General features: G+C 56.1%; 25 protein-coding genes and 1 tRNA gene. 14 read left to right on the forward strand and 12 right to left on the reverse strand.

Annotated elements, in window-relative coordinates; all coding sequences use genetic code 11:
- Positions 1-105 precede the first annotated feature (105 nt).
- Both IM313_RS14375 and orn read right to left on the reverse strand, forming a co-directional pair.
- A tRNA-Gly gene (locus tag IM313_RS14375) sits at positions 106-181 on the reverse strand.
- Between the two features lie 196 nt (positions 182-377).
- Positions 378-923, reverse strand: coding sequence for an oligoribonuclease (gene orn / locus IM313_RS14380; RefSeq protein ID WP_028015247.1), 546 nt, complete (start codon positions 921-923; stop codon positions 378-380).
- Between the two features lie 107 nt (positions 924-1,030).
- Between orn and rsgA the strand changes: the two genes are divergently transcribed.
- From rsgA to mscM, 3 genes are all read left to right on the forward strand, one after another.
- On the forward strand, positions 1,031-2,083 hold the full coding sequence (rsgA, locus tag IM313_RS14385) for a small ribosomal subunit biogenesis GTPase RsgA (protein WP_032644955.1): 1,053 nt from the start codon (positions 1,031-1,033) through the stop codon (positions 2,081-2,083).
- A gap of 97 nt (positions 2,084-2,180) precedes the next feature.
- A complete protein-coding gene (asd, locus tag IM313_RS14390) occupies positions 2,181-3,149 on the forward strand; it encodes an archaetidylserine decarboxylase (protein WP_028015245.1) in 969 nt (322 codons plus the stop codon).
- Positions 3,150-3,168: 19 nt separating this feature from the next.
- Positions 3,169-6,492: a miniconductance mechanosensitive channel MscM gene (gene mscM, locus IM313_RS14395; RefSeq protein WP_192972010.1), complete on the forward strand. Its 3,324-nt coding sequence runs from the start codon at positions 3,169-3,171 to the stop codon at positions 6,490-6,492.
- Positions 6,493-6,529: 37 nt separating this feature from the next.
- Here the strand turns inward: mscM and yjeM are convergent, their stop codons facing one another.
- Both yjeM and epmA read right to left on the reverse strand, forming a co-directional pair.
- On the reverse strand, positions 6,530-8,029 hold the full coding sequence (gene yjeM, locus IM313_RS14400; protein ID WP_045261278.1) for a glutamate/gamma-aminobutyrate family transporter YjeM: 1,500 nt from the start codon (positions 8,027-8,029) through the stop codon (positions 6,530-6,532).
- A 198-nt stretch (positions 8,030-8,227) separates the two neighbouring features.
- Positions 8,228-9,205, reverse strand: a complete 978-nt coding sequence (epmA, locus tag IM313_RS14405) for an elongation factor P--(R)-beta-lysine ligase (RefSeq protein ID WP_041911493.1) — start codon at positions 9,203-9,205, stop codon at positions 8,228-8,230.
- 310 nt (positions 9,206-9,515) lie between these two features.
- On the opposite strand from epmA, the gene frdA reads away from it, so the two are divergent.
- The 4 genes from frdA to frdD are packed head-to-tail and all read left to right on the forward strand — an operon-like array spanning position 9,516 to position 12,809.
- Positions 9,516-11,306, forward strand: coding sequence for a fumarate reductase (quinol) flavoprotein subunit (gene frdA / locus IM313_RS14410; protein ID WP_028015241.1), 1,791 nt, complete (start codon positions 9,516-9,518; stop codon positions 11,304-11,306).
- A complete protein-coding gene (locus IM313_RS14415) occupies positions 11,299-12,033 on the forward strand; it encodes a succinate dehydrogenase/fumarate reductase iron-sulfur subunit (RefSeq protein ID WP_048999797.1) in 735 nt (244 codons plus the stop codon). Before frdA ends, IM313_RS14415 begins: the two co-directional genes overlap by 8 nt.
- Positions 12,034-12,043: 10 nt before the next feature.
- Positions 12,044-12,439, forward strand: coding sequence for a fumarate reductase subunit FrdC (gene frdC / locus IM313_RS14420; protein WP_048999798.1), 396 nt, complete (start codon positions 12,044-12,046; stop codon positions 12,437-12,439).
- Positions 12,440-12,449: 10 nt separating this feature from the next.
- Positions 12,450-12,809, forward strand: coding sequence for a fumarate reductase subunit FrdD (frdD, locus tag IM313_RS14425; RefSeq protein WP_000609653.1), 360 nt, complete (start codon positions 12,450-12,452; stop codon positions 12,807-12,809).
- A gap of 29 nt (positions 12,810-12,838) precedes the next feature.
- Here frdD and ampR read toward each other — a convergent pair whose 3' ends face one another.
- On the reverse strand, positions 12,839-13,714 hold the full coding sequence (gene ampR / locus IM313_RS14430) for a LysR family transcriptional regulator AmpR (protein ID WP_192972009.1): 876 nt from the start codon (positions 13,712-13,714) through the stop codon (positions 12,839-12,841).
- Between the two features lie 132 nt (positions 13,715-13,846).
- Here ampR and blaACT point away from each other — a divergent pair, with 132 nt between their 5' ends.
- The gene (blaACT, locus tag IM313_RS14435; RefSeq protein WP_192972008.1) at positions 13,847-14,992 is read left to right on the forward strand and encodes an ACT family cephalosporin-hydrolyzing class C beta-lactamase; all 1,146 of its coding nucleotides are present in this window, start codon (positions 13,847-13,849) and stop codon (positions 14,990-14,992) included.
- A 106-nt stretch (positions 14,993-15,098) separates the two neighbouring features.
- Positions 15,099-15,629, forward strand: coding sequence for a lipocalin family protein (locus tag IM313_RS14440; protein WP_192972007.1), 531 nt, complete (start codon positions 15,099-15,101; stop codon positions 15,627-15,629).
- Here IM313_RS14440 and sugE read toward each other — a convergent pair.
- On the reverse strand, positions 15,626-15,943 hold the full coding sequence (sugE, locus tag IM313_RS14445; RefSeq protein ID WP_006178944.1) for a quaternary ammonium compound efflux SMR transporter SugE: 318 nt from the start codon (positions 15,941-15,943) through the stop codon (positions 15,626-15,628). The genes IM313_RS14440 and sugE overlap by 4 nt on opposite strands.
- A gap of 259 nt (positions 15,944-16,202) precedes the next feature.
- Between sugE and IM313_RS14450 the strand changes: the two genes are divergently transcribed.
- On the forward strand, positions 16,203-16,802 hold the full coding sequence (locus tag IM313_RS14450) for a LuxR C-terminal-related transcriptional regulator (protein WP_041911497.1): 600 nt from the start codon (positions 16,203-16,205) through the stop codon (positions 16,800-16,802).
- Positions 16,803-16,842: 40 nt separating this feature from the next.
- Here the strand turns inward: IM313_RS14450 and ecnB are convergent, their stop codons facing one another.
- The 3 genes from ecnB to efp form a co-directional block, all read right to left on the reverse strand.
- The gene (ecnB, locus tag IM313_RS14455; protein WP_003855942.1) at positions 16,843-16,989 is read right to left on the reverse strand and encodes a lipoprotein toxin entericidin B; all 147 of its coding nucleotides are present in this window, start codon (positions 16,987-16,989) and stop codon (positions 16,843-16,845) included.
- A gap of 108 nt (positions 16,990-17,097) precedes the next feature.
- The gene (locus IM313_RS14460) at positions 17,098-17,229 is read right to left on the reverse strand and encodes an entericidin A/B family lipoprotein (protein ID WP_028015234.1); all 132 of its coding nucleotides are present in this window, start codon (positions 17,227-17,229) and stop codon (positions 17,098-17,100) included.
- 58 nt (positions 17,230-17,287) lie between these two features.
- On the reverse strand, positions 17,288-17,854 hold the full coding sequence (efp, locus tag IM313_RS14465; RefSeq protein ID WP_003855940.1) for an elongation factor P: 567 nt from the start codon (positions 17,852-17,854) through the stop codon (positions 17,288-17,290).
- Positions 17,855-17,894: 40 nt separating this feature from the next.
- Here efp and epmB point away from each other — a divergent pair, with 40 nt between their 5' ends.
- Positions 17,895-18,923, forward strand: coding sequence for an EF-P beta-lysylation protein EpmB (gene epmB / locus IM313_RS14470; RefSeq protein ID WP_126326199.1), 1,029 nt, complete (start codon positions 17,895-17,897; stop codon positions 18,921-18,923).
- 64 nt (positions 18,924-18,987) lie between these two features.
- Here the strand turns inward: epmB and IM313_RS14475 are convergent, their stop codons facing one another.
- The gene (locus IM313_RS14475) at positions 18,988-19,341 is read right to left on the reverse strand and encodes a DUF4156 domain-containing protein (protein ID WP_014882205.1); all 354 of its coding nucleotides are present in this window, start codon (positions 19,339-19,341) and stop codon (positions 18,988-18,990) included.
- A gap of 234 nt (positions 19,342-19,575) precedes the next feature.
- On the opposite strand from IM313_RS14475, the gene IM313_RS14480 reads away from it, so the two are divergent.
- From IM313_RS14480 to iadA, 3 genes are read left to right on the forward strand one after another with little or no spacing between them, the layout of a single operon-like run.
- Entirely contained in the window at positions 19,576-20,241 is a 666-nt protein-coding gene (locus IM313_RS14480) for a nucleoside recognition domain-containing protein (RefSeq protein ID WP_192972006.1), read from the forward strand.
- Positions 20,222-20,683 carry a YjiG family protein gene (locus IM313_RS14485; RefSeq protein WP_028015231.1) on the forward strand — a complete coding sequence of 154 codons (462 nt, stop codon included), beginning with the start codon at positions 20,222-20,224 and terminating at the stop codon, positions 20,681-20,683. Before IM313_RS14480 ends, IM313_RS14485 begins: the two co-directional genes overlap by 20 nt.
- Before the next feature lie 10 nt (positions 20,684-20,693).
- Positions 20,694-21,857 (forward strand): beta-aspartyl-peptidase, encoded by a 1,164-nt coding sequence (gene iadA / locus IM313_RS14490; RefSeq protein WP_192972005.1) that lies wholly within the window; start codon positions 20,694-20,696, stop codon positions 21,855-21,857.
- A gap of 64 nt (positions 21,858-21,921) precedes the next feature.
- Here iadA and groL read toward each other — a convergent pair whose 3' ends face one another.
- Positions 21,922-23,565 (reverse strand): chaperonin GroEL, encoded by a 1,644-nt coding sequence (gene groL / locus IM313_RS14495; protein ID WP_008502946.1) that lies wholly within the window; start codon positions 23,563-23,565, stop codon positions 21,922-21,924.
- Positions 23,566-23,596: 31 nt separating this feature from the next.
- The gene (locus tag IM313_RS14500) at positions 23,597-23,890 is read right to left on the reverse strand and encodes a co-chaperone GroES (RefSeq protein ID WP_003855929.1); all 294 of its coding nucleotides are present in this window, start codon (positions 23,888-23,890) and stop codon (positions 23,597-23,599) included.
- Positions 23,891-23,912: the final 22 nt, after the last annotated feature.

Below are 23,912 nucleotides of genomic sequence, written 5' to 3' on the forward strand. Positions count from 1 at the left end.
CGCGAATTCTGTGGATAACTCTGTTTACAAGAGTATTTCAGATGCAATAGAAAACGTCCCCAGCGCGTCTTTTCGCTGTGGATATTTTAGAGATGAAGAAGAATTTGGAGCGGGAAACGAGACTCGAACTCGCGACCCCGACCTTGGCAAGGTCGTGCTCTACCAACTGAGCTATTCCCGCAAATCTGTACTGCTTTTGTTGCTGTCGTAACGTGTAATTCTCTGTCGTTACGGGAGGCGCATTATACGAGAAATCCTTTTAGCTGCAACCCCCCTTAAAGTGATTTTTTCGAAATTCAGTTCAAGTGCTTATTTAATCGGCAAGCTGAACAATTTAACGACAAAAACCCGGCCACGCAAGGTGCCGGATCTCAAAATCACAGCTTAATAAAGTTTTCGCGGTAGTACGCGAGTTCCGCCACGGACTCGCGGATATCGTCCATCGCCTGGTGCGTACCCTGTTTTTTAAAGCCGTCCAGAATTTCAGGCTTCCAGCGGCGCGCCAGCTCTTTCAGGGTGCTCACGTCCAGATAGCGGTAATGGAAGTAAGACTCCAGCTCCGGCATGTACTTGAAGAGGAAACGGCGATCCTGACCGATGCTGTTCCCGCAGATCGGCGATTTACCCGCTGGTACCCACTGCTTCAGAAATTCGAGCGTCGCCAGTTCCGCCTCGCGATCGCCCAGCGTGCTCGCCTTCACGCGCTCGACAAGACCGCTGCCGGTGTGGGTACGCACGTTCCACTCATCCATCAGCGCAAGCTGGTCGTCGGACTGATGCACCGCAATCGTTGGCCCTTCGGCAAGGATATTCAGGTTGGCATCGGTCACCAGGGTTGCAATCTCAATAATGCGATCGCGCTCGGGATCCAGCCCGGTCATTTCGAGATCGATCCAAATCAGGTTGTTTTCATCCGCGCTCATGTTATTTTCCACCCTTCTCGCATAACCGGCAGTAGCAGGTTAACTAGTATTAATTAGAGTGTATCATAGAGGTTTTGCCCCTTACGGGCGACCAGGAGCCAGTGCGATTGAGTAAAAATAAACTCTCCAAAGGGCAGCAGCGCCGCGTGAATGCCAATCATCAGCGCCGTCTTAAAACCACTTCGGAGAAGGTCGATTACGACGACAACCTGTTTGGCGAACCAACGGAAGGCGTAGTCATCAGCCGTTTCGGTATGCACGCCGACGTGGAATCCGCTGATGGCGAAATCCACCGCTGTAACATTCGCCGGACCATTCGTTCTCTGGTGACCGGCGACCGCGTCGTCTGGCGACCGGGTAAAGAGGCGGCAGAGGGCGTTACGGTAAAAGGTATAGTTGAAGCGGTCCATGAGCGTACGTCCGTGTTAACCCGTCCCGATTTTTACGACGGGGTGAAGCCGATTGCCGCCAACATTAACCAGATTGTTATCGTATCGGCGATTTTGCCCGAACTTTCGCTCAATATTATCGACCGATACCTTGTCGCCTGTGAAACGCTGCAGGTTGAACCGATTATCGTGCTGAACAAAATCGATCTGCTGGATGACGAAGGCATGGCTTTCGTTAATGAGCAGATGGATATCTACCGCAAGATTGGCTACCGCGTTCTGATGGTGTCCAGCTACACCAAAGACGGACTGAAACCGCTGGAAGAGGCGCTTACCGATCGCATCAGCATCTTTGCGGGTCAGTCCGGCGTGGGGAAATCGAGCCTGCTAAACAACCTTCTCGGCCTCCAGCAGGAGATCCTCACTAACGATGTGTCTGACGTCTCGGGTCTGGGCCAGCACACCACCACCGCCTCACGTCTCTATCATTTCCCTCACGGCGGCGATGTGATCGACTCACCGGGCGTGCGTGAATTCGGTTTATGGCATCTTGAGCCGGAACAAATCTTTAATGGATTTGTCGAATTCCATGATTATTTAGGCGCTTGCAAATACCGCGACTGCAAACACGATAACGATCCAGGCTGCGCTATCCGCGAAGCGGTTGAGAAAGGTGAAATCGCGGAGACCCGCTTCGAGAATTACCACCGCATTCTTGAGAGCATGGATCAGGTAAAAACGCGTAAAAACTTTTCTGATTCTGATAACTGACAACTAAGCTAAGCATCGCTAAAATCGTCCCCTTTTTTCAGGTTCCGGCGGCTTACTGCCGGATCAGGAACGACAAAACAATGGCCTGGAGGCTACCTTGTTAAACGCATTTAAACTTTCGCTTCAATACATTCTGCCAAAACTGTGGCTCACTCGCCTGGCGGGCTGGGGCGCAAGCAAACGCGCGGGCTGGCTGACCAAACTGGTCATCGACCTTTTCGTTAAGTATTACAAGGTCGACATGAAAGAAGCGCAGAAGCCGGACACCGCCAGCTACCGCACGTTCAACGAGTTTTTCGTGCGCCCGCTCCGCGACGAAGTGCGCCCGCTGAACACCGACCCTAACGTCCTGGTGATGCCAGCAGACGGCGTGATCAGCCAGTTGGGTAACATCGAAGACGACAAAATCCTGCAGGCGAAGGGCCACAACTACAGCCTGGAAGCGCTGCTGGCGGGCAATTACCTGATGGCGGACCTGTTCCGCAACGGCACCTTTGCCACCACCTATCTGTCACCGCGCGACTACCACCGCGTACACATGCCGTGTAACGGTATCCTGCGTGAGATGATCTACGTGCCGGGCGATCTGTTCTCCGTGAACCACCTGACCGCGCAAAACGTACCGAACCTGTTTGCCCGTAACGAACGTGTCATCTGCCTGTTCGATACTGAATTCGGCCCTATGGCGCAGATTCTGGTTGGCGCGACCATTGTCGGCAGCATCGAAACCGTCTGGGCTGGCACCATTACCCCGCCGCGTGAAGGCGTGATCAAGCGCTGGACGTGGCCTGCCGGTGAAGAAGAAGGTTCTGTCGCCCTGCTGAAAGGCCAGGAAATGGGTCGCTTCAAGCTGGGCTCTACCGTCATCAACCTGTTTGCGCCGGGCAAAGTGAAGCTGGCTGAGCAGCTCGAAAGCCTGTCGGTCACCAAACTGGGTCAGCCGCTGGCGGTCTCTACCGAAACCTTCGTGACGCCGGATGCAGAACCTGCTCCGCTGCCGCAAGAAGAGATCGACGCCGAGCACGACGCCAGCCCGCTGGTTGACGACAAAAAAGACGAAGGCTAACAAAAGAAGGATCGCTGACGTGCGCCCGATTATCGTTCTACTGATGGCCTGGTGCCTCAGCATGGGGGCGTACGCAGCGACAGCCCCCGACGCCAAACAGATAGCCCAGGAGCTGGAGCAGGCGAAAGCGGCTAAACCCGCTCAGCCAGAGACCGTTGAGTCACTCCAGTCCGCACTGAACGCGCTTGAAGAGCGGAAAGGCTCGCTTGAGCGCGCTCAGCAGTATCAGCAGGTTATCGACAACTTCCCTAAACTCTCGCAAACGCTGCGCGCGCAACTCGCTAATCTGCGCGATGAGCCGCGCGAAGTGCCGGAAGGCATGACCACCGACGCCCTGAACCAGGAAATCCTGCAGGTCAGCAGCCAGCTCCTGGAAAAGAGCCGCCAGGCTCAGCAGGAGCAGGAGCGAGCGCGTGAAATTGCCGACTCCCTCAGCCAGCTTCCGCAGCAGCAAACCGACGCCCGCCGCCAGCTTAACGACGTTGAGCGCCGCGTGGGTACGCAAAGCGGCAACACGCCGCAGGCTCAGGCGCAAAATCTGGGTCTGCAGGCGGAATCTGCCCGTCTGAAGGCCCTTGTGGATGAGCTGGAGCTGGCGCAGCTTTCCGCCAACAACCGCCAGGAGCTGGCGCGGATGCGCTCTGAACTCGCTCAGAAGCAGAGCGAGCAGCTGGATGCGTACCTTCAGGCCCTGCGTAATTTGCTCAACAGCCAGCGCCAGCGCGAAGCCGAGCGAGCGCTTGAAAGCACCGAGCTGCTGGCGGAAAACAGCGCCAATCTGCCGGAAGGTATCGTCGATCAGTTTAAGGTCAACCGCGAGCTTTCTGCCGCCCTGAATCAGCAGGCGCAGCGTATGGATCTGGTTGCCTCCCAGCAGCGTCAGGCGACGAATCAAACCCTGCAGGTGCGCCAGGCGCTCAACACCCTGCGCGAGCAGTCCCAGTGGCTCGGGTCATCAAACCTGCTGGGCGAAGCGCTACGCGCCCAGGTCGCGCGCCTGCCGGAAATGCCGAAACCGCAGCAGCTGGATACCGAGATGGCCCAGCTGCGCGTGCAGCGACTGCACTTTGAAGATCTTCTCAATAAGCAGCCGCAAATACGCCAGATCCGTCAGGCTGACGGACAACCTCTGACCAGCGAGCAAAACCGTATTCTGGAAGCCCAGCTGCGCACCCAGCGCGAACTGCTGAACTCCCTCCTGCAGGGCGGGGATACGCTGATTCTGGAACTGACTAAGCTCAAGGTCTCTAACAGCCAGCTGGAAGACGCGCTGAAAGAGGTGAACGAGGCTACGCACCGTTATCTCTTCTGGACATCCGACGTACGTCCAATGACCTTCTCGTGGCCAATTGAGATCGTTCAGGATCTGCGCCGCCTGATTTCGCTCGACACCTTTAGCCAGCTCGGACAGGCCAGCGTGATGATGCTGACCAGTAAAGAGACGATTTTCCCGCTGCTGGGCGCGTTGGTTCTGGTGGGCTTCAGCATTTATTCGCGCAGACATTTCACCCGCTTCCTGGAGCGTTCCAGCGCGCGGGTGGGGAAAGTCACTCAGGATCACTTCTGGCTGACGCTGCGCACCGTGTTCTGGTCGATTCTCGTCGCCTCTCCGCTACCGGTGCTGTGGATGACGCTTGGCTATGGCCTGCGGGAAGCCTGGCCCTATCCGCTCGCGGTCGCCATTGGCGATGGCGTCACCGCCACGGTACCGTTGCTGTGGGTGGTGATGATTTGCGCGACGTTCGCGCGGCCTAACGGCCTGTTCATCGCCCACTTTGGCTGGCCTCGTAACCGCGTGGCGCGCGCCATGCGCTATTACCTGATGAGCATCGGGCTGATTGTGCCGCTGATAATGGCGCTGATCATGTTTGATAATCTCAACGACCGGGAATTCTCAGGCTCGCTGGGGCGCCTCTGCTTTATGCTGATCTGCGGCGCGCTGGCCATCGTCACGCTCAGCCTGAAACGCGCGGGGATACCGCTCTATCTGGATAAATCCGGCAGCGGCGACAACATGTTCAACCGGCTGCTCTGGAACCTGCTGCTGAGCGCTCCTCTGATTGCGATGCTGGCAGCGGCGGTAGGTTACCTGGCAACCTCGCAGGCGCTGCTGGCGCGACTGGAAACGTCGGTGGCGATCTGGTTCCTGCTGCTGGTGGTGTATCACGTGATCCGGCGCGGGATGTTGATCCAGCGCCGCCGTCTGGCCTTTGACCGCGCCAAACACCGCCGGGCAGAGATCCTCGCTCAGCGTGCCCGTGGCGAGGAAGAGCCAACGCATGTCAACAGCACGGAAGGCACGATGGATGCGGACGAGGTCGAACTGGATCTGGATGCCATCAGTACCCAGTCTCTGCGCCTGGTGCGCTCCCTCCTGATGCTGATTGCCCTTTTGTCGGTGATCTTCCTGTGGTCGGAAATTCACTCCGCGTTTGGCTTCCTGGAGAACATCTCTCTGTGGGACGTGACGTCCACGGTGCAGGGCGTTGAAAGCCTGGAGCCGATCACCTTAGGCGCGGTGCTGATTGCCATACTAGTGCTGATCATCACCACCCAGCTGGTGCGTAACTTCCCGGCGTTGCTGGAGCTGGCGCTGCTGCAGCATCTGGATTTAACCCCCGGCACGGGATACGCCATTACGACCATTACGAAATACCTGATACTGCTGTTTGGCGGAATGGTCGGGTTCTCAATGATTGGTATTGAGTGGTCTAAACTGCAGTGGCTGGTGGCCGCGCTGACGTTTGGCCTTGGCTTTGGCATGCAGGAGATTTTCGCTAACTTTGTATCCGGCCTGATCATCCTGTTTGAAAAGCCGATTCGCATTGGCGATACGGTGACGATCCGCGATCTGACCGGGAGCGTAACGAAGATCAACACCCGCGCCACCACGATCAGCGACTGGGACCGTAAAGAGATCATCGTGCCGAACAAGGCATTTATTACCGAGCAGTTTATCAACTGGTCCCTGTCGGACTCCGTCACGCGCGTGGTGCTGACGGTACCGGCGCCGTCGGATGCCAACAGTGAAGAGGTCACGCAGATCCTCTACACCGCCGCTGAACGCTGTACGCTGGTGCTCGATAACCCTGCGCCGGAAGTATTCCTGGTTGATTTACAGCAGGGGATCCAGATTTTCGAACTGCGTATCTACGCCGCCGAAATGGGGCACCGCATGCCGCTGCGCCATGAGATCCACCAGCTGATTCTGGCGGGCTTCCGCGAGCATGGTATTGATATGCCGTTCCCACCGTTCCAGATGCGTCTGGAAAGCATGGACGGACGCAAGATGGGTAAAACGCTCACGTCGGCGGCAAGATCGCGCCCGGCGGGAAGTCTGTAATCGTTCTCCCCTCCCTTTCGGGAGGGGCATTTTACCGCTACGCCACTTCCGTGACGTACGCCATTGAGCGCCGGCGGTAATTCTCATAAATCCCCATCGCCAGCAGCGAGAAGAAGACTGGCCCACCGACCATCCACAGCGCGCTGTTCCAGTCGTTCGCCTCAACCACGGGCTGAATAACGGTAAAGATGTTGGCAAACGCCACGACCAGCACCACCACCGTGGTCGCCAGCAGCGTTGCCGCGCGGGTTTTGAAGATCACAAACGGACGCTCAAGATCCCGCTTCGCCTTAAAGAACGGGAACGCCAGCGTCAGGAACAGGTACGGCAGCGTCATCGACACGTTCGCCATCAGGGTCAGTTTGTTATAGAACGCAGACGCGGTATCACCGCCAAATGACACCAGCAGAATGAACACGCACACCAGCAGACACTGCATCCACATGGCGTTGGCAGGCATGCCTGCGGTATTGAGCTGCGTCATGCGTGCCGGCCACAGCGCCTTTGGCGTACCCTGGATGATTGCTTTCAGCGGCGAGTAGATTAGCGTGAAGAACGCGCCGGTATAGGCAAGGAACATCGACAGGCCGGTAATGCGCGCAAACCAGATCCCCAGGGTGGCCGATGCTTCCGGCGTCAGGTGCATGGCGTTACCCAGCGTCATTCCCAGGCTTTTCATCAGCACGTAGGTGATGTTCCCGAGGTTAGTGGTATTGTTACTCAACACCTGCTGCCAGTTAGTGCTAACGCCCCAGAGGAAAATCGCCAGCGAATAGCCGATGGAGATGACGATGGCGGCAAAAATAATCCCTTTGGCAAAGTTTTTTTCGGGGTTCTCGGTCTTATCGACCAGCCCACCTACCGCTTCAATACCGCCGTAGGCAAAAATGGCAAATACCACGAAGGAGAGCATGGCCAGCCCGGACTGATAGCCCGGATTAGGCGATGAAACGAAGTTCACCTCCTGCGCGAAGTGTCCGCCGTTCAGGCACAGAATGGCGATACTCACCAGCAGCAGCACCAGGTTCAGGCACATCACGGAAATACCGCCAACGGCGGTGATACGGGCAATTTTGTTGATGCCTTTTGACGCCACCAGCGTCACCACCACCATCCAGCACACCGCCAGAATCCCGACCACCTGCGTGGAGCTCAGCCCGGCTAAAGACCAGACCTGCGTTTTATCCGCACCGAAAAGAAACGTGGAGAACGGCACCCAGACTTTGGCCGCCGTGCTGACCATCCAGACGACGTAGGAGGAGAACCACATAAACGTCCCGATAAACGCGTAGCGCGGGCCGATGCTGTTGTTCATCCATGAATAGATACCGCCCTCTTCTTTCCGGTAAGCCGAGCCCATCTCCGCCATCATCAGCGCAAACGGGATAAAGAAGAACAGAGCAGAAACGATATAAAACGGCGTCGCGCTGTAGCCCATCAGATAGAAAGCCGACGGGCTGTTGGCAAAGCCAAAAACTGACGTAAAAATCATCAGAATGAGCCCGGTGAGGGTCATCTTTTTGAGTGACTGGGACATATAACCATCCGAAGAGGAATTAAACTGCGCGGATGGTAGCAGATGACCAGACTAATATTGTGGCTATACGAGGCAATTTAAGAAAAAGACCCGTGTACAGAGAAAATGGCAGTTTTTAATGTTGCGGAGAAGAAATGGAAAGGAAAATTGCCACAGATACTATATGCCGGGTAAGCGACAGCGCCACCCGGCCATGCTTTAGGCGCGATCGACCGTAAAGGCAATCACATCGCCCAGCTGCTCGGCGCCCAGCGCCAGCATGACCAGACGATCCACGCCCAGCGCCACGCCGGAGCAATCCGGCAGACCGGCTTTTAATGCTTCCAGCAAGTTAACATCAATCGGCTGCTGCGGCAGACCGCGTGCGGCGCGCTTACGGTTATCCTGCTCGAAACGCTGCTGCTGTTCGCGCGCGTCGGTCAGCTCGTGGAAGCCGTTCGCCAGCTCGATGCCTTTGTAGTAAACCTCAAAACGCTCTGCCACGCGGTGATCTTCGGTGCTGATCTGCGCCAGAGACGCCTGGCTTGCCGGGAAGTGATAGACAAACGTCGGACGGTCTTTGCCAATCTGCGGTTCCACGCCGAAGGTGAACAGCAGCTGCAGCAGCGTGTCGCGATCCTCTTCGGTATCCGCCACGTTGCTCAGATCCAGTTTTGCCGCCACTTCACGCAGCTGGGCTTTGTCCGCCGACAGCGGATCGATTTCCAGATGGCGCTGGAAGGCCTGTTGATAGGAGAGCGTTTCGGCTTCTGAGCAGTCCAGTACCTGCTGCAGCAGATCGTCCACCTCATTCATCAGGCGGTACATATCATAGTGCGGGCGGTACCACTCCAGCATGGTGAATTCCGGGTTGTGGTGACGCCCCATCTCTTCATTACGGAAGCTGCGGCACAGCTGATACACCGGACCACACCCCGCCGCCAGCAGGCGCTTCATGTGATATTCCGGGCTGGTCATCAGATACAGATTCATGCCCTGGGAGTGGCCTGGGCCAACAAAACGGGTTTCAAACGGGACCAGATGAATATCCGTTACCGTTGCCTGACTCATGCACGGGGTTTCCACCTCCAGGACGCCGCGGTCGGCAAAGAAACGGCGGATCTCCGTCATAATTGCGGCGCGTTTTAACAGATTTGGGATGGATGCGCTCGGCTGCCAGGTGGCCGTTTCGCTCATGAGTTTTTCTCCGATTTCAGACAAGGGCACGAAGTCTACTCGTTAGCAGTGGCAGAGACAAATTTTGCGCAGTAAAAACGCGTATTTCATTTATGTGGATTATTCTGTGATGCATTTCATCAATCACGATGATAAATCACCGCACAGAACAGCAAAAAAATCGAACACGTCAAATTTCCCTCACAACTACGCGGTTATACTGTTATACCCATAAAGGAGCAGTGGAATCGCTTCCGCAATCGCCCGTTCGGGCAGGTGAACTTCCTTTAGTTCATCGCATTGCGGGAAAACAAAAATCTGGAGGAATGTCGTGCAAACTTTTCAAGCCGATCTTGCCGTAATAGGCGCTGGCGGGGCTGGATTACGCGCTGCAATTGCTGCGGCACAAGCCAACCCGAACGCTAAAATCGCATTGATTTCAAAAGTCTATCCGATGCGCAGCCACACAGTGGCAGCAGAAGGAGGATCCGCCGCCGTCGCGCAGGATCATGACAGCTTCGAATACCATTTCCACGACACGGTTGCAGGGGGCGACTGGCTTTGCGAACAGGATGTCGTTGACTACTTCGTGCACCATTGCCCAACGGAGATGACCCAACTGGAACAATGGGGATGCCCGTGGAGCCGCCGTCCGGACGGCAGCGTTAACGTCCGCCGCTTCGGTGGCATGAAGATCGAACGCACCTGGTTCGCCGCCGATAAGACCGGCTTCCACATGCTGCACACCCTCTTCCAGACCTCCCTTCAGTTCCCACAAATTCAGCGCTTCGATGAACATTTTGTCCTCGACATTCTGGTCGACGACGGTCATGCACGTGGCCTGGTGGCGATGAATATGATGGAAGGCACGCTCGTCCAGATCCGCGCCAATGCGGTGGTGATGGCAACGGGCGGTGCGGGTCGCGTCTATCGCTACAACACCAACGGCGGCATCGTCACCGGCGACGGGATGGGCATGGCGCTGAGCCACGGCGTGCCGCTGCGCGATATGGAGTTTGTGCAGTATCACCCAACCGGCCTGCCGGGCTCCGGCATTTTGATGACGGAAGGCTGCCGCGGTGAAGGCGGTATTCTGGTCAACAAAAACGGCTACCGCTATCTGCAGGATTACGGCATGGGCCCGGAAACCCCGCTCGGCGAGCCGAAAAACAAATACATGGAGCTCGGCCCGCGCGACAAAGTTTCTCAGGCCTTCTGGCACGAGTGGCGCAAGGGCAACACCATCTCAACGCCGCGCGGCGACGTGGTCTATCTCGACCTGCGTCACCTGGGCGAGAAGAAACTGCTGGAGCGTCTGCCGTTTATCTGCGAACTGGCAAAAGCCTACGTGGGCGTCGACCCGGTGAAAGAGCCGATACCGGTACGCCCAACCGCGCACTACACCATGGGCGGGATTGAAACCGACCAGCAGTGTGAAACCCGCATTAAAGGGCTGTTCGCCGTGGGCGAGTGTTCCTCCGTCGGCCTGCACGGCGCCAACCGTCTGGGCTCTAACTCGCTGGCAGAGCTGGTCGTCTTTGGCCGCATGGCGGGCGAGCGCGCCATGGAGCGTGCGGCAACCGCAGGCGAAGCAAACGGTGCGGCGCTGGATGCGCAGGTCACAGACGTTGAAAAACGCCTGAAGGATCTGGTGAACCAGGAAGGCAACGAGAACTGGTCGAAGATCCGCGACGAGATGGGCCTGTCGATGGAAGAAGGCTGCGGTATCTACCGTACGCCGGAACTGATGCAGAAAACCGTCGACAAGCTGGCGGAACTGCAGGAGCGCTTCAAGCGCGTGCGCATCACCGATACCTCCAGCGTCTTCAACACCGACCTGCTCTATACCATTGAGCTTGGCCACGGCCTGAACGTCGCGGAATGTATGGCGCACTCTGCGCTGGCGCGTAAAGAGTCTCGCGGCGCCCACCAGCGTCTGGACGAAGGCTGTACCGAACGTGACGACGTCAATTTCCTGAAACACACTCTCGCCTGGCGCGATGCGGATGGCACCACGCGTCTGGACTACAGCGACGTGAAAATCACCACGCTGCCACCGGCTAAACGCGTGTATGGCGCAGAAGCAGAAGCCGCCGAGAAGAAGGAGAAGGCGAATGGCTGAGATGCAAAAATTGAAAGTTGAAGTGGTGCGCTACAACCCGGAAGTGGATACCGCCCCCCACAGCGCTTTCTACGAAGTGCCTTATGACGAGCAAACCTCCCTGCTGGATGCGCTCGGCTATATCAAAGACAACCTGGCGCCGGACCTGAGCTACCGCTGGTCCTGCCGCATGGCGATCTGCGGCTCCTGCGGCATGATGGTCAACAAGGTGCCGAAGCTGGCCTGTAAAACCTTCCTGCGTGACTACACCAAAGGCATTAAGGTTGAAGCGCTGGGCAACTTCCCGATTGAGCGCGATCTGGTGGTCGATATGACCCACTTTATCGAAAGCCTGGAAGCGATTAAGCCGTACATCATCGGCAACCCGCGCACGCCGGACCAGGGTCCGAACACCCAGACGCCGGCTCAGATGGCGAAATACCATCAGTTCTCCGGCTGCATCAACTGCGGCCTGTGCTACGCCGCCTGTCCTCAGTTTGGCCTGAACCCGGAGTTCATCGGCCCGGCCGCCATTACCCTGGCGCACCGCTATAACGAAGACAGCCGCGACCACGGCAAAAAAGAACGTATGGCGCAGCTAAACGGCCAGAACGGCGTCTGGACCTGTACGTTTGTGGGCTACTGCTCCGAAGTCTGTCCGAAGCACATCGACCCGGCCGCCGCAATTCAGCAGGGTAAAGTGGAAAGCTCGAAAGACTTTCTTATCGCTACCCTGAAACCACGCTAAGGAGTGCATGATGACGACTAAACGCAAAGCCTACGTGCGGCCTGTGCCGTCCACCTGGTGGAAAAACCTGCCGTTTTATCGCTTCTATATGCTGCGTGAAGGCACGGCGGTACCGGCGGTCTGGTTCAGCCTTGAGTTAATGTATGGCGTTTTTGCCCTTAAACACGGGCCGGAAACTTGGGCGAACTTTGTCGGTTTCCTGCAAAACCCAATCATCGTGGTTCTGAACCTGATCGCGCTCGCGGCGGCGCTACTTCATACCAAAACCTGGTTTGAACTGGCGCCAAAAGCGGCAAACATCATCATTAAAGACGAAAAAATGGGGCCGGAGCCAGTCATTAAAGGGCTATGGGCAGTGACGATCCTGGCCACTGTTGTCATTCTGTTTGTCGCACTGTTCTGGTAAGGAGACTACTGTGATCAATCCAAATCCAAAACGTTCAGACGAGCCGGTCTTCTGGGGCCTGTTTGGCGCAGGCGGCATGTGGAGTGCCATCATCGCCCCGGTAATCATCCTGCTGGTCGGCATTATGCTGCCGCTGGGGCTGTTCCCGGGCGATGCGCTGAGCTACGAGCGCGTGCTGGCGTTTGCGAGCAGCTTTATTGGCCGCGTGTTCATCTTCCTGATGATCGTCCTGCCGCTGTGGTGCGGCCTGCACCGCATTCACCATGCGATGCATGACCTAAAAATCCATGTGCCGAGCGGTAAATGGGTGTTCTACGGGCTGGCAACCATCCTGACCGTGGTGACGCTGATTGCCGTGGTCACTATCTGACGCTTCTGGCCCGCCATCCGGCGGGCCTTTTATTTCTGCATCTTTCCCACCAGCCATTGGGCAAATTCATGCATTGCGGACGTTTCAGCCCGCGACTGCAGTCTCGTTAACCAGTAACTGCCCAGATCAATTTGCGTTGTAAACGGCTGCACGATGCGCTCGCTGTTCAGCAAATGGGTAAACATATCGACAGGCGCAATGGCAATGCCCATACCTGCCTGTGCGGCTTCCAGCATGGTGACAGACGAATCAAACACCATCACCCGGTGCGTTGGCGACGGAGGATGCTCGCCTGCCGCCTGCATCCACGCCGACCATTCGTCGCGTCGGTAAGAGCGCAGCAGGGTAAACTTCAGGATGTCGGCCGGAGACTGGAGCACGGCGGCGATTTCGGGCGAGCAAAGCGGCGCCAGCGGCGCAGGGCACAGGAACTGCGCCTCGGTGCCGTGCCACGCTCCACCACCGTAGCGGATCGTATAATCAAGCCCTTCAGCAGCCGGATCGACGCGGTTGTTATGGGTGGAAAGGTGAAGATCGATATGCGGATAACAGCGGCGAAAGTCCGCGAGCTGAGAGAACAGGATACCCGTGGCGAAAGTCCCTACTACGCCAATTTTTAGCTTCTCCTGAGCGCGCTGGCTGGCAAAGCGATCCAGCATTCCGGCGATACGATCGAATGAATCATTCAGCACCGGCAGCAGATTTTCCCCCTCCGTGGTCAGCATCAGGCCGCGCGAGACGCGGACAAACAGCTGGCAATTCAGATGCTGCTCCAGCGCCTTAACGTGCTGGCTGATGGCGGAATGGGTGACGTTCAGCTCTATCGCGGCATGCGTAAAACTGAGGTGCCGGGCGGCCGCTTCGAAGGCGCGAAGCGAATTAAGCGGAAGATAGCTGCGGGTCATTGTTCCATCCGTTAGAAAAATTAACAGCTCATGCTAAATTTAACCGTTTGTCAGCCATAGTCAAATCCAACAGACTACAGCGGTCTGCCGGGCCCGGACACTCCCTTGACCTGCTATTATGGAAGATAATTGATGATGAAAAAATTCCTTTGCTGCGCCCTGCTGCTCAGCACATCCTGCTCTGTACTCGCCGCGCCGATGTCGGAAAAACAGCTGGCTGACGTGGTAGAACGCAACGTTACGCCCCTGATGAAAGCGCAGGGTATTCCAGGCATGGCGGTGGCCGTGATTTATCAGGGCCAGCCACACTACTTTACCTTTGGAAAGGCCGATATCGCGGCGAACAAACCCGTCACCCCGCAAACCCTGTTCGAACTGGGCTCTATAAGTAAAACCTTCACCGGCGTGCTGGGGGGCGATGCTATTTCCCGCGGCGAAATTTCGATGGGCGATCCGGTAACTAAATATTGGCCTGAACTGACCGGCAAGCAGTGGCAAGGGATTCGCATGCTGGATCTGGCAACCTACACCGCCGGTGGCCTGCCTTTACAGGTGCCCGATGAGGTTACAGATAACGCATCCCTGCTGCGCTTCTATCAAAACTGGCAGCCTCAGTGGAAGCCGGGCACAACGCGTCTTTACGCCAACTCCAGCATCGGTCTTTTTGGCGCGCTGGCGGTCAAACCTTCCGGCATGAGCTATGAGCAGGCCATGACGGCGCGGGTCCTTAAGCCGCTCAAGCTGGATCATACCTGGATTAACGTTCCGAAAGCGGAGGAGACGCATTACGCCTGGGGATATCGTGACGGTAAAGCGGTCCACGTTTCACCGGGCATGCTGGACGCAGAGGCATATGGCGTGAAAACCAACGTGCAGGATATGGCGAGCTGGGTGATGGCCAACATGGCCCCTGACGCGCTGCAGGATACGTCCCTGAAGCAAGGTATTACGCTGGCGCAGTCTCGCTACTGGCGCGTGGGTGCCATGTATCAGGGGTTAGGTTGGGAGATGCTTAACTGGCCGGTCGATGCCAAAACCGTCGTCGGAGGCAGTGATAACAAGGTGGCGCTGGCACCGTTGCCTGCGAGAGAAGTGAATCCACCCGTTCCCCTGGTTAAGGCCTCATGGGTGCACAAAACGGGCTCCACCGGCGGGTTTGGCAGCTACGTGGCCTTTATTCCTGAAAAGCAACTCGGCATTGTGATGCTGGCGAATAAAAGCTATCCGAACCCGGCGCGAGTTGAGGCGGCATACCGTATCCTCGACGCGCTGCAGTAAAACATTGCCGGGTAGCGCTGCGCTTACCCGGCGAAACACACCGCACAAAAACCACATTTTCCTTGCCGTCATCTACACTTAACAAAAAAACAGTAAGGAAACTCCTATGCGCATTTTGCCTGTTATCGCTGCGGTGACAGCCGCGTTTTTAGTGGTTGCCTGCAGTTCCCCTACCCCACCTCCTGGCGTTACCGTCGTCACGCCTTTTGATGCACAACGCTTCCTCGGAACATGGTATGAAATCGCGCGCCTCGACCATCGGTTTGAGCAGGGCTTAGAGAAGGTTACTGCTAATTACAGCCCAATGGATGATGGCGGTATTCAGGTGATCAACCGGGGCTATAATCCCGAGCGGGAGATGTGGCAGCAGTCGGTCGGGAAAGCCTATTTCACTGGCGACCCGCGACGGGCCGCGCTCAAAGTCTCTTTCTTCGGCCCGTTTTATGGCGGCTATAACGTAATAGCACTCGACAGAGAGTACCGTCACGCGCTGGTCTGCGGGCCGGATCGCGACTATCTGTGGATACTTTCCCGCACGCCAACTATTTCGTCAGAAATGAAACAGCAGATGCTGGACGTCGCGACCCGACAGGGGTTTGATGTGTCGAAACTCATCTGGGTAAAACAGCCCCGTTAATGGGTACTGAGCTTCAGCCCAATGATACCGGCAACAATCAGAGCGAGGCTGGCAATGCGCGCCAGGCTCGCTGACTCACCCAGCAGCAGAATGCCGGTAATCGCCGCGCCTACGGCACCGATCCCCGTCCAGACGGCATAGGCCGTTCCCACGGGCAGAGAACGCATTGCCCACGATAGCAGAACAATGCTCACGATCATCGCCGTAACGGTAATAACGCTGGGCGTCAGGCGGGTAAATCCGTGGGTGTACTTGAGACCAATCGCCCATACCACTTCGAGCAGACCAGCAATAAAGAGAATAATCCAGGACATCTCGGGCTCCTTAACTTAAAAACAGTTGGGGCCGTCCCCGATGAAGGAAGCGCTTACGGGTCGTCCCGCAAGGCAGATAACACCCCATATTTTGGTTAGCGTGCGATTTTTTTTCAATCATTTTCTGATGAACGCGTTAAGCCCAGAAATAGCCGCAGTATGGCGCGGAGTTCAGGCATTTATAGCTCATCGGACTTCTCTATGATGATGTGCTTTCTGATGGCAGGAAGCCAAACCACTAGCCGACTGCGAATAAAATATGTTCAAGATTCTTTTGATTGACCGTTGTCACTTCACCCGCACCGGGTTTGAAGCATGGCTCAATCATTCCGGTTTGTTCCCGGGGCACTACGTTGTGACCGGGCTGAACAATCTATTCCTCGCCAGGGAGCACATTCTGCAATGGAAACCTGAGCTGGTCATCGCTGACCTGCATGGTTTCAGGCAGGATATTCACCATTTCCAGCAACTCTCTTCCTTGCTGAACGCCAGCGAAAAATTACCTTTTATTATGCTGCAATCGGGAGAGGACAAGGACCTGGCGACCTGGCTCGGGAACTTCCCGGTCTGGTCTTCGCTAATGAAAAATGCCCCTCTTGAGGAAATCGCGACGGTTATCAATGACGCGTTAATTTCGCGCGCAAGCACGTACCGCCCGACGGTGGCCGCCCCCTTGCTGACACGACAGGAGGAGAAAGTGTTGACGTTATGGATGGACGGCGCGAGCAACCAAAAGATAGCCGCTCACCTGAGCATTAACGGAAAAACGGTTTATACCTATAAACGCAATATCCGCATGAAGCTGCATATGGATACACGCTTTTCACCGTTTTTATCCCTGCAGGAAGCAGAGAATTGACGGTACGGTGAAACTCACGTGCCGTACCGTCCATGCTTCATTAGTTCTGAGCTTTAGTTGCTGCACCAGAAATCGCGTTACCACCGTCGGAGATATCCTCCCCTACGCCGCGGGTGGTATTACATGCAGTCAACACGGAGGAAAGCACGAGGACAGAAAAGATCGCTGCAATTGTTTTCTTAACCATAATATCTTCCTTTTATAGCCAAAGTTGTTTTGTGTATAGCAACTTAAGAATAGACAAGATCCCGCCGATTGACGGAAAAGGAAGCAATTTTAGGAAAATTAGACGGACTTAGCTGGCTGCGTGAGAAATGATATGACCGAGGTCCTGGATATCTTCCCCCATGCCACGGGCGGTGTTACAGCCGGAAAGCAGTACGCTGGAGAGCGCTAACAGAAGCAGAATTTTAACGGTACGTTTCATCATCCCTGCCTGCAAAAATCAGGCGCAGCGGGCGCTGCGCCTTGAATCATGACGTAAATTACTTCACGCGAGATACGTATTCGCCGGAGCGAGTATCCACTTTGATCACTTCACCGATCTGTACGAACAGCGGTACTTTCACCACAGCGCCGGTGGAGAGCGTTGCTGGCTTGCCGCCAGTACCCGCGGTGTCACCTTTCAGACCTGGATCGGTTTCAACGATTTCCAGCTCAACAAAGTTTGGTGGGGTAACGGCGATAGGCTGGCCGTTCCACAGGGTCACGATGCACTCAGCCTGATCCAGCAGCCACTTCGCGTTATCGCCAATGGCTTTCGCGTCAGCAGACAGCTGCTCGAAGGTTTCGTTGTTCATGAAGTGCCAGAACTCACCGTCGTTGTACAGGTAAGTCAGGTTCATATCGACAACATCAGCGCCTTCAGCGGAGTCAGTAGATTTGAAGGTTTTCTCAACACGGGTGCCGGTCAGCAGGCGGCGCAGCTTAACGCGTGCGAATGCCTGACCTTTACCTGGTTTAACGAATTCGCTGGCTTCAACCGCGTACGGTTCGCCGTCCATCATGATTTTAAGACCAGCACGAAAATCGTTGCTATAGTACGTTGCCATAAGGCCCTCTAAATTTGTTAACTGGTAGCTAAGCCACAAAATGGCGCATATTGTAACCCTAAACACCCCATCCAGAGAAGATTGGTTATCGCAACTTGCCGATGTAATCACCAGTCCTGATGAATTGCTGCGTCTTTTAGACCTCGATCAGCACCCGGAGTTGCTTGCTGGCCGTGAGGCAAAGCGACTTTTCGCCCTGCGCGTTCCCCGCGCGTTTGTTGCGCGCATGGAAAAAGGCAACCCTGACGATCCTTTATTAAAACAAACCCTTACGTCGCAGGATGAGTTTATTACAGCGCCGGGCTACAGCACCGATCCGCTGGAAGAGCAAAACAGCGTGGTGCCGGGTTTACTGCACAAATATCTCAATCGCGCCCTGCTGCTGGTAAAAGGCGGCTGTGCGGTAAATTGTCGTTACTGCTTCCGTCGGCACTTCCCGTATGCCGAAAACCAGGGAAATAAGCGCAACTGGCAGGTTGCGCTGGACTATATCGCCGCCCATCCAGAGCTGGATGAGATTATTTTTTCCGGCGGTGACCCGCTGATGGCAAAAGATCATGAACTGGACTGGCTTTTGACGCAGCTTGAAGCCATCCCGCACATCAAACGTCTGCGCATTCACAGCCGTTTACCGATTGTCATTCCGGCACGTATCACTGACGGCCTGGTTGCACGCCTGGAGCAGTCACGTCTACAGGTGCTGCTGGTAAACCATATCAACCACGCGAACGAGATCGACGATGAATTTCGCGCGGCGATGGCGCGTCTGCGTAAGGCGGGCGTGACGCTGCTCAACCAGAGCGTATTGTTACGCGGCGTGAACGACAGCGCCCGGGTGCTGGCCGATCTCAGCAATGCCTTGTTTGACGCAGGCGTGATGCCCTATTACCTGCACGTGCTGGATCGCGTGCAGGGCGCGGCGCATTTCATGGTGACGGATGAAGAAGCCCGACAGATTATGCGCGAGCTGTTAACGCTGGTTTCAGGTTATATGGTGCCGAAGCTGGCACGCGAGATTGGCGGAGAGCCGAGTAAGACGCCGCTGGATTTGCAACTGCGGCAGCGCTAAAAGGCAGGTGGCGCTACGCTTACCTGCCCTACGAGGTGGGGCGCAGCGCCATCAGCAAGTAAACTCAGTTCGGGCACTTATAGACCTGGCCGCTCATCTGGCTGGCCGTTGGCACGAAGCTGGAGAGCATTCCTTGCGTCGGGCTGCTCACGCCGTAAATCACGTTCCCCCCCATTGCAGCAGCCTGGTTACGCAAGGCATTCGCCGCGCCGCGCATAGAGCCACCTTCTTCACCGTGCTGACCCGACATCCAGTTACTTTGTTCACCGGTGGCCGTGCCTAACAGCTGGCATTCGCTGCCTGGCTTATCTTCCACAAAGCGAACGCCCTGGCCCGCTGCCGACAGTTCATTGCTGGAGCTACAACCCGCCAGCAGCAACGCTGCTCCTACGATCCCTGCACAGACTTTTACGCGCATGTTATTCCTCGTTTTCAATAAGCTGGACAGTAATTGTCCGTGTGTAAATCTTATACCTAAAAGATGACTAAAAGAAAAATCCCCGCGCATTTCTGCGAGCCGGATTCCGTACATCACTCCTCCGACATCTTAAATGAATTCTGATAATGCCCTTTGGGATATCGTGTTTTAGCCCTCGATCGTTTTTAGTGTTGCGACGTACAACTTTTGTACGCGATTAAAACAGGGGGTTTCATGAGTGCATCATCCTCAGGAGAGGAAAAGGTAACATGGGTGGGCTATCTGGCGTTTGTGCTCACCATCGTATTTTTCTCAGGCTTTTTCGCCAAAAGTTCCGAATGGTGGCGCGTGCTGGATTTTACCGTCCTAAACGGCAGCTTCGGTCCGGTGAACGGCGCGCTCACGTTTCGCGGTGAGGGCGGCACGGGGGCGAAAGACGGTTTCTTATTTGCCCTTGAACTGGCGCCTTCGGTCATTTTATCGCTCGGGATCATTGCCGTCACCGAGGGGCTGGGCGGGCTGCGTGCCGCGCAACAGCTGATGACGCCCATTTTGCGCCCACTGCTTGGCGTACCGGGCGTCTGCTCTCTGGCCCTCATCGCCAACCTGCAAAATACCGATGCCGCAGCAGGGATGACCAAAGAGTTGACCGACGAAGGGGCTATTACCGATCGCGAGCGCGCCATTTTCGCCACCTTCCAGACCAGCGGTAGCGCCATCATTACCAACTATTTTTCTTCCGGCGCCGCACTCTTCACGTTTATTACCGTCCCGGTAATCACGCCGCTGGCCGTCATACTGATGTTTAAATTTGTTGGCGCGAACCTCCTGCGTCTGTGGATCGCTCACATGGAAGATCGTCGTATTCAGGAGGAAAAAAATGATCGCCCAGCCGCGTAAAAATATCATGGACATGTTTATCGATGGCGCCCGCCGAGGCTTTACCATCGCCACCACCAGCCTGCTGCCGAACGTGGTTATGGCGTTTGTCATCATTCAGGCGCTCAAGGTGACCGGCCTGCTGGATATTGTTGGCAATATTTGCGAGCCAATTATGGCCCTGTGGGGGCTTCCGGGCGCGGCGGCAACGGTCCTGCTGGCCTCGGTGATGAGTATGGGCGGCGGCGTGGGGGTTTGCGCCAGCCTGGTGGCTGCCGGCACGCTCAACGGCCACGATGCCACCGTTCTGCTGCCCGCCATCTATCTGATGGGCAATCCGGTGCAAAACACCGGCCGCTGTCTGGGCACCGCAGGCGTTAACCCGAAGTATTATCCGCACATCATTACCGTCTGCGTCATTAACGCCCTGCTCTCAATGTGGGTAATGCAGCTACTCTTCTGAGGAGATAAAAATGGATTTTTCAGTGCTGGAACCCCATCTTTTCCGCAATGTGCACCTTTACGCGCCGGAGGATCGGGGACGTTGCGATCTGCTGATCGCCGGGGGAAAAATCGTCGCGATTGAAAAAACGGATCGCGCAGCAATCCAGCTTAGCTGTCCTGAAACCGATCTCGCCGGGGCGGTGGTTTGTCCAGGCTTTATCGATCAGCACGTACACCTGATCGGCGGCGGCGGTGAAGCCGGTCCGCACACCCGGACGCCGGAGGTACGGTTGTCCGCGCTGGTGGCGGCGGGCATCACCTCCGTTGTTGGCCTGCTGGGTACCGACGGCGTGACCCGTCATCCCGAATCTCTGCTGGCAAAAACGCGGGCGCTTGAGCATGAAGGGATCAGCGCGTGGATGCTGACAGGCGCATACGGGCTGCCTTCTCCGACGATTACCGGCAGCATCGAAAAGGATGTGGCGCTGATTGATAAAATCATCGGCGTGAAATGCGCGATTTCCGACCATCGCTCTTCCGCACCAGCGGATGACCAGCTCGCGAATATGGCCGCCCAGTCGCGCGTCGGCGGGCTGCTGGGCGCCAAAGCGGGCATATCCGTGTTTCACCTCGGCAACAGCCCGAAGCTGCTGGAGCCGCTGCTTAACATCCTGAAAAACGCCGACGTGCCACGCACGAAGCTGCTGCCAACCCACGTTAACCGCGACCAGGCGCTGTTCCTCGCCGCGCTGGATTATGCCCGCGACGGGGGCTATATCGACATCACCACCAGCATCAGTGAGCCCATTGATGCCGCCACCGCCATCGCGACGGCCCGTGAAGCACAGGTGCCGTTTAACCGGCTTACGCTCAGCTCGGACGGTAACGGCAGCCAACCGAATTTTGACGCGAACGGTAATCTGGTGGGCATTGGCGTAGCCGGGTTCGAATCTCTGCCTCAGACGCTGCAGCAACTGGTCAGCCGGTATCACCTGCCGCTGGAGGAGGCGCTTCTGCCGTTTACGCGTAACGTAGCGGAGTTTCTCGGGCTGGAGCATAAGGGGCGGCTCGCGCCCGGATGCGATGCCGATTTCCTGGTGCTGACGGATGACCTGAAGATCCGCGAGGTCTGGGCGAAAGGCCGCCAGATGGTGTGCGAAGGCGTAGCATGCGTGAAGGGAACATTTGAGTAGCGGCAATAAAAAACCCCGGACATTTCTGCCCGGGGTTCGTTCTGAGAGGTTCAGAACAACATGATTACATCATGCCGCCCATTCCACCCATGCCGCCCATACCAGCAGCACCTAAGTCAGGCGCGTCGCCTTTTGGCAGGTCGGTTACCATGCACTCGGTCGTGATCATCAGGCCAGCTACAGATGCCGCGTACTGCAGAGCAGAACGGGTCACTTTAGTTGGATCCAGGATACCGAAGTCGATCATGTTGCCGTATTCTTCAGTTGCCGCGTTGTAACCGTAGTTACCTTCACCCGCTTTCACTTTGTTCGCAACCACAGACGGCTCTTCACCGGCGTTGGACACGATCTGACGCAGAGGAGCTTCCATTGCGCGCAGCGCAACTTTGATACCCACGTTCTGGTCTTCGTTCTGAGCGGTCAGGCCAGCCAGCTTAGCGGCTACACGTACCAGCGCGACACCACCACCAGCAACTACGCCTTCTTCTACCGCAGCACGGGTGGCGTGCAGGGCATCGTCAACGCGTGCTTTCTTCTCTTTCATTTCAACTTCGGTCGCCGCACCAACTTTGATTACCGCAACGCCGCCAGCCAGTTTAGCTACGCGCTCCTGCAGTTTTTCACGGTCGTAATCGGAAGTGGCTTCTTCGATCTGCTTACGGATCTGACCAACACGGCCCTGAATAGCGGCTTCTTCACCCACACCGTCGATGATGGTGGTGGTGTCTTTGTTGATCACAACGCGTTTCGCCTGGCCCAGGTCTTCCAGGGTCGCTTTTTCCAGCTCCATACCGATCTCTTCGGAGATCACGGTACCACCGGTCAGGGTAGCGATATCCTGCAGCATTGCTTTACGGCGATCGCCGAAGCCAGGTGCTTTAACCGCAGCCACTTTCACGATGCCACGCATGGTGTTAACCACCAGGGTCGCCAGCGCTTCGCCTTCAACATCTTCAGCGATGATAACCAGCGGCTTGCCTGCTTTCGCAACGGCTTCCAGCACTGGCAGCATTTCACGGATGTTGGAGATTTTCTTGTCAGCCAGCAGGATGAACGGGCTTTCCAGCTCAACAGCGCCAGTTTCTGGCTTGTTGATGAAGTATGGGGACAGGTAACCGCGGTCGAACTGCATACCTTCAACCACGTCCAGTTCGTCTTCCAGACCGGTACCGTCTTCAACGGTGATCACGCCTTCTTTACCGACTTTATCCATCGCTTCAGCGATCAGTTTACCTACGGTTTCGTCAGAGTTAGCGGAGATAGTACCAACCTGAGCAATGGCTTTAGAGTCAGAGCACGGTACGGACAGCGCTTTCAGTTCTTCAACAGCGGATGCGACAGCTTTGTCGATACCACGTTTCAGATCCATTGGGTTCATGCCCGCAGCAACGGCTTTCAGGCCTTCAGTGATGATAGCCTGCGCCAGTACGGTCGCGGTGGTGGTACCGTCGCCTGCAGCGTCGTTCGCTTTAGAGGCAACTTCTTTCACCATCTGCGCGCCCATGTTTTCGAACTTGTCTTCCAGCTCGATTTCACGTGCAACGGAAACACCATCTTTGGTGATGGTTGGCGCGCCGAAGGATTTATCCAGCACTACGTTACGGCCTTTCGGGCCCAGGGTCACTTTAACTGCATCTGCCAGTACGTTTACGCCGCGGAGCATTTTTACACGAGCGTCGTTACCGAATTTTACGTCTTTAGCTGCCATGTTCTTATTTCCTCAAATTCTCGTGCGTAAATTACGCTTCAACAATTGCCAGAATGTCGCTCTCGGACATGATCAACACTTCTTCATTGTCGATCTTCTCGGATTTCACGCCGTAGCCATCGTTGAAAATTACGATGTCACCAACTTTAACGTCCAGCGGCTGCACAGTTCCGTTTTCCAGGATGCGGCCCTTACCGACAGCGATGATTTCGCCACGCGTTGATTTGGCTGCTGCAGAACCGGTCAGAACGATGCCGCCAGCAGACTTGGTTTCAACTTCTTTACGTTTGACGATCACACGATCATGTAACGGACGAATACTCATTGATAGCTCTCCTTTGAGAAAG

Origin of the sequence: Enterobacter cloacae complex sp. P2B (assembly GCF_014895985.1) — a bacterium.
In the GTDB taxonomy this organism is placed as follows: Bacteria; Pseudomonadota; Gammaproteobacteria; order Enterobacterales; family Enterobacteriaceae; genus Enterobacter; species Enterobacter bugandensis.

Excerpts from the sequence above, each read along its gene's own strand:
- orn (WP_028015247.1), bottom strand. The coding sequence starts at position 923 with ATGAGCGCGGATGAAAACAACCTGATTTGGATCGATCTCGAAATGACC.
- yjeM (WP_045261278.1), bottom strand. The coding sequence starts at position 8,029 with ATGTCCCAGTCACTCAAAAAGATGACCCTCACCGGGCTCATTCTGATG.
- epmA (WP_041911493.1), bottom strand. The coding sequence starts at position 9,205 with ATGAGCGAAACGGCCACCTGGCAGCCGAGCGCATCCATCCCAAATCTG.
- IM313_RS14415 (WP_048999797.1), top strand. The coding sequence starts at position 11,299 with ATGGCTGAGATGCAAAAATTGAAAGTTGAAGTGGTGCGCTACAACCCG.
- frdC (WP_048999798.1), top strand. The coding sequence starts at position 12,044 with ATGACGACTAAACGCAAAGCCTACGTGCGGCCTGTGCCGTCCACCTGG.
- ampR (WP_192972009.1), bottom strand. The coding sequence starts at position 13,714 with ATGACCCGCAGCTATCTTCCGCTTAATTCGCTTCGCGCCTTCGAAGCG.
- blaACT (WP_192972008.1), top strand. The coding sequence starts at position 13,847 with ATGATGAAAAAATTCCTTTGCTGCGCCCTGCTGCTCAGCACATCCTGC.
- IM313_RS14440 (WP_192972007.1), top strand. The coding sequence starts at position 15,099 with ATGCGCATTTTGCCTGTTATCGCTGCGGTGACAGCCGCGTTTTTAGTG.
- sugE (WP_006178944.1), bottom strand. The coding sequence starts at position 15,943 with ATGTCCTGGATTATTCTCTTTATTGCTGGTCTGCTCGAAGTGGTATGG.
- IM313_RS14450 (WP_041911497.1), top strand. The coding sequence starts at position 16,203 with ATGTTCAAGATTCTTTTGATTGACCGTTGTCACTTCACCCGCACCGGG.
- ecnB (WP_003855942.1), bottom strand. The coding sequence starts at position 16,989 with ATGGTTAAGAAAACAATTGCAGCGATCTTTTCTGTCCTCGTGCTTTCC.
- IM313_RS14460 (WP_028015234.1), bottom strand. The coding sequence starts at position 17,229 with ATGAAACGTACCGTTAAAATTCTGCTTCTGTTAGCGCTCTCCAGCGTA.
- efp (WP_003855940.1), bottom strand. The coding sequence starts at position 17,854 with ATGGCAACGTACTATAGCAACGATTTTCGTGCTGGTCTTAAAATCATG.
- epmB (WP_126326199.1), top strand. The coding sequence starts at position 17,895 with ATGGCGCATATTGTAACCCTAAACACCCCATCCAGAGAAGATTGGTTA.
- IM313_RS14475 (WP_014882205.1), bottom strand. The coding sequence starts at position 19,341 with ATGCGCGTAAAAGTCTGTGCAGGGATCGTAGGAGCAGCGTTGCTGCTG.
- IM313_RS14480 (WP_192972006.1), top strand. The coding sequence starts at position 19,576 with ATGAGTGCATCATCCTCAGGAGAGGAAAAGGTAACATGGGTGGGCTAT.
- IM313_RS14485 (WP_028015231.1), top strand. The coding sequence starts at position 20,222 with ATGATCGCCCAGCCGCGTAAAAATATCATGGACATGTTTATCGATGGC.
- iadA (WP_192972005.1), top strand. The coding sequence starts at position 20,694 with ATGGATTTTTCAGTGCTGGAACCCCATCTTTTCCGCAATGTGCACCTT.
- groL (WP_008502946.1), bottom strand. The coding sequence starts at position 23,565 with ATGGCAGCTAAAGACGTAAAATTCGGTAACGACGCTCGTGTAAAAATG.
- IM313_RS14500 (WP_003855929.1), bottom strand. The coding sequence starts at position 23,890 with ATGAGTATTCGTCCGTTACATGATCGTGTGATCGTCAAACGTAAAGAA.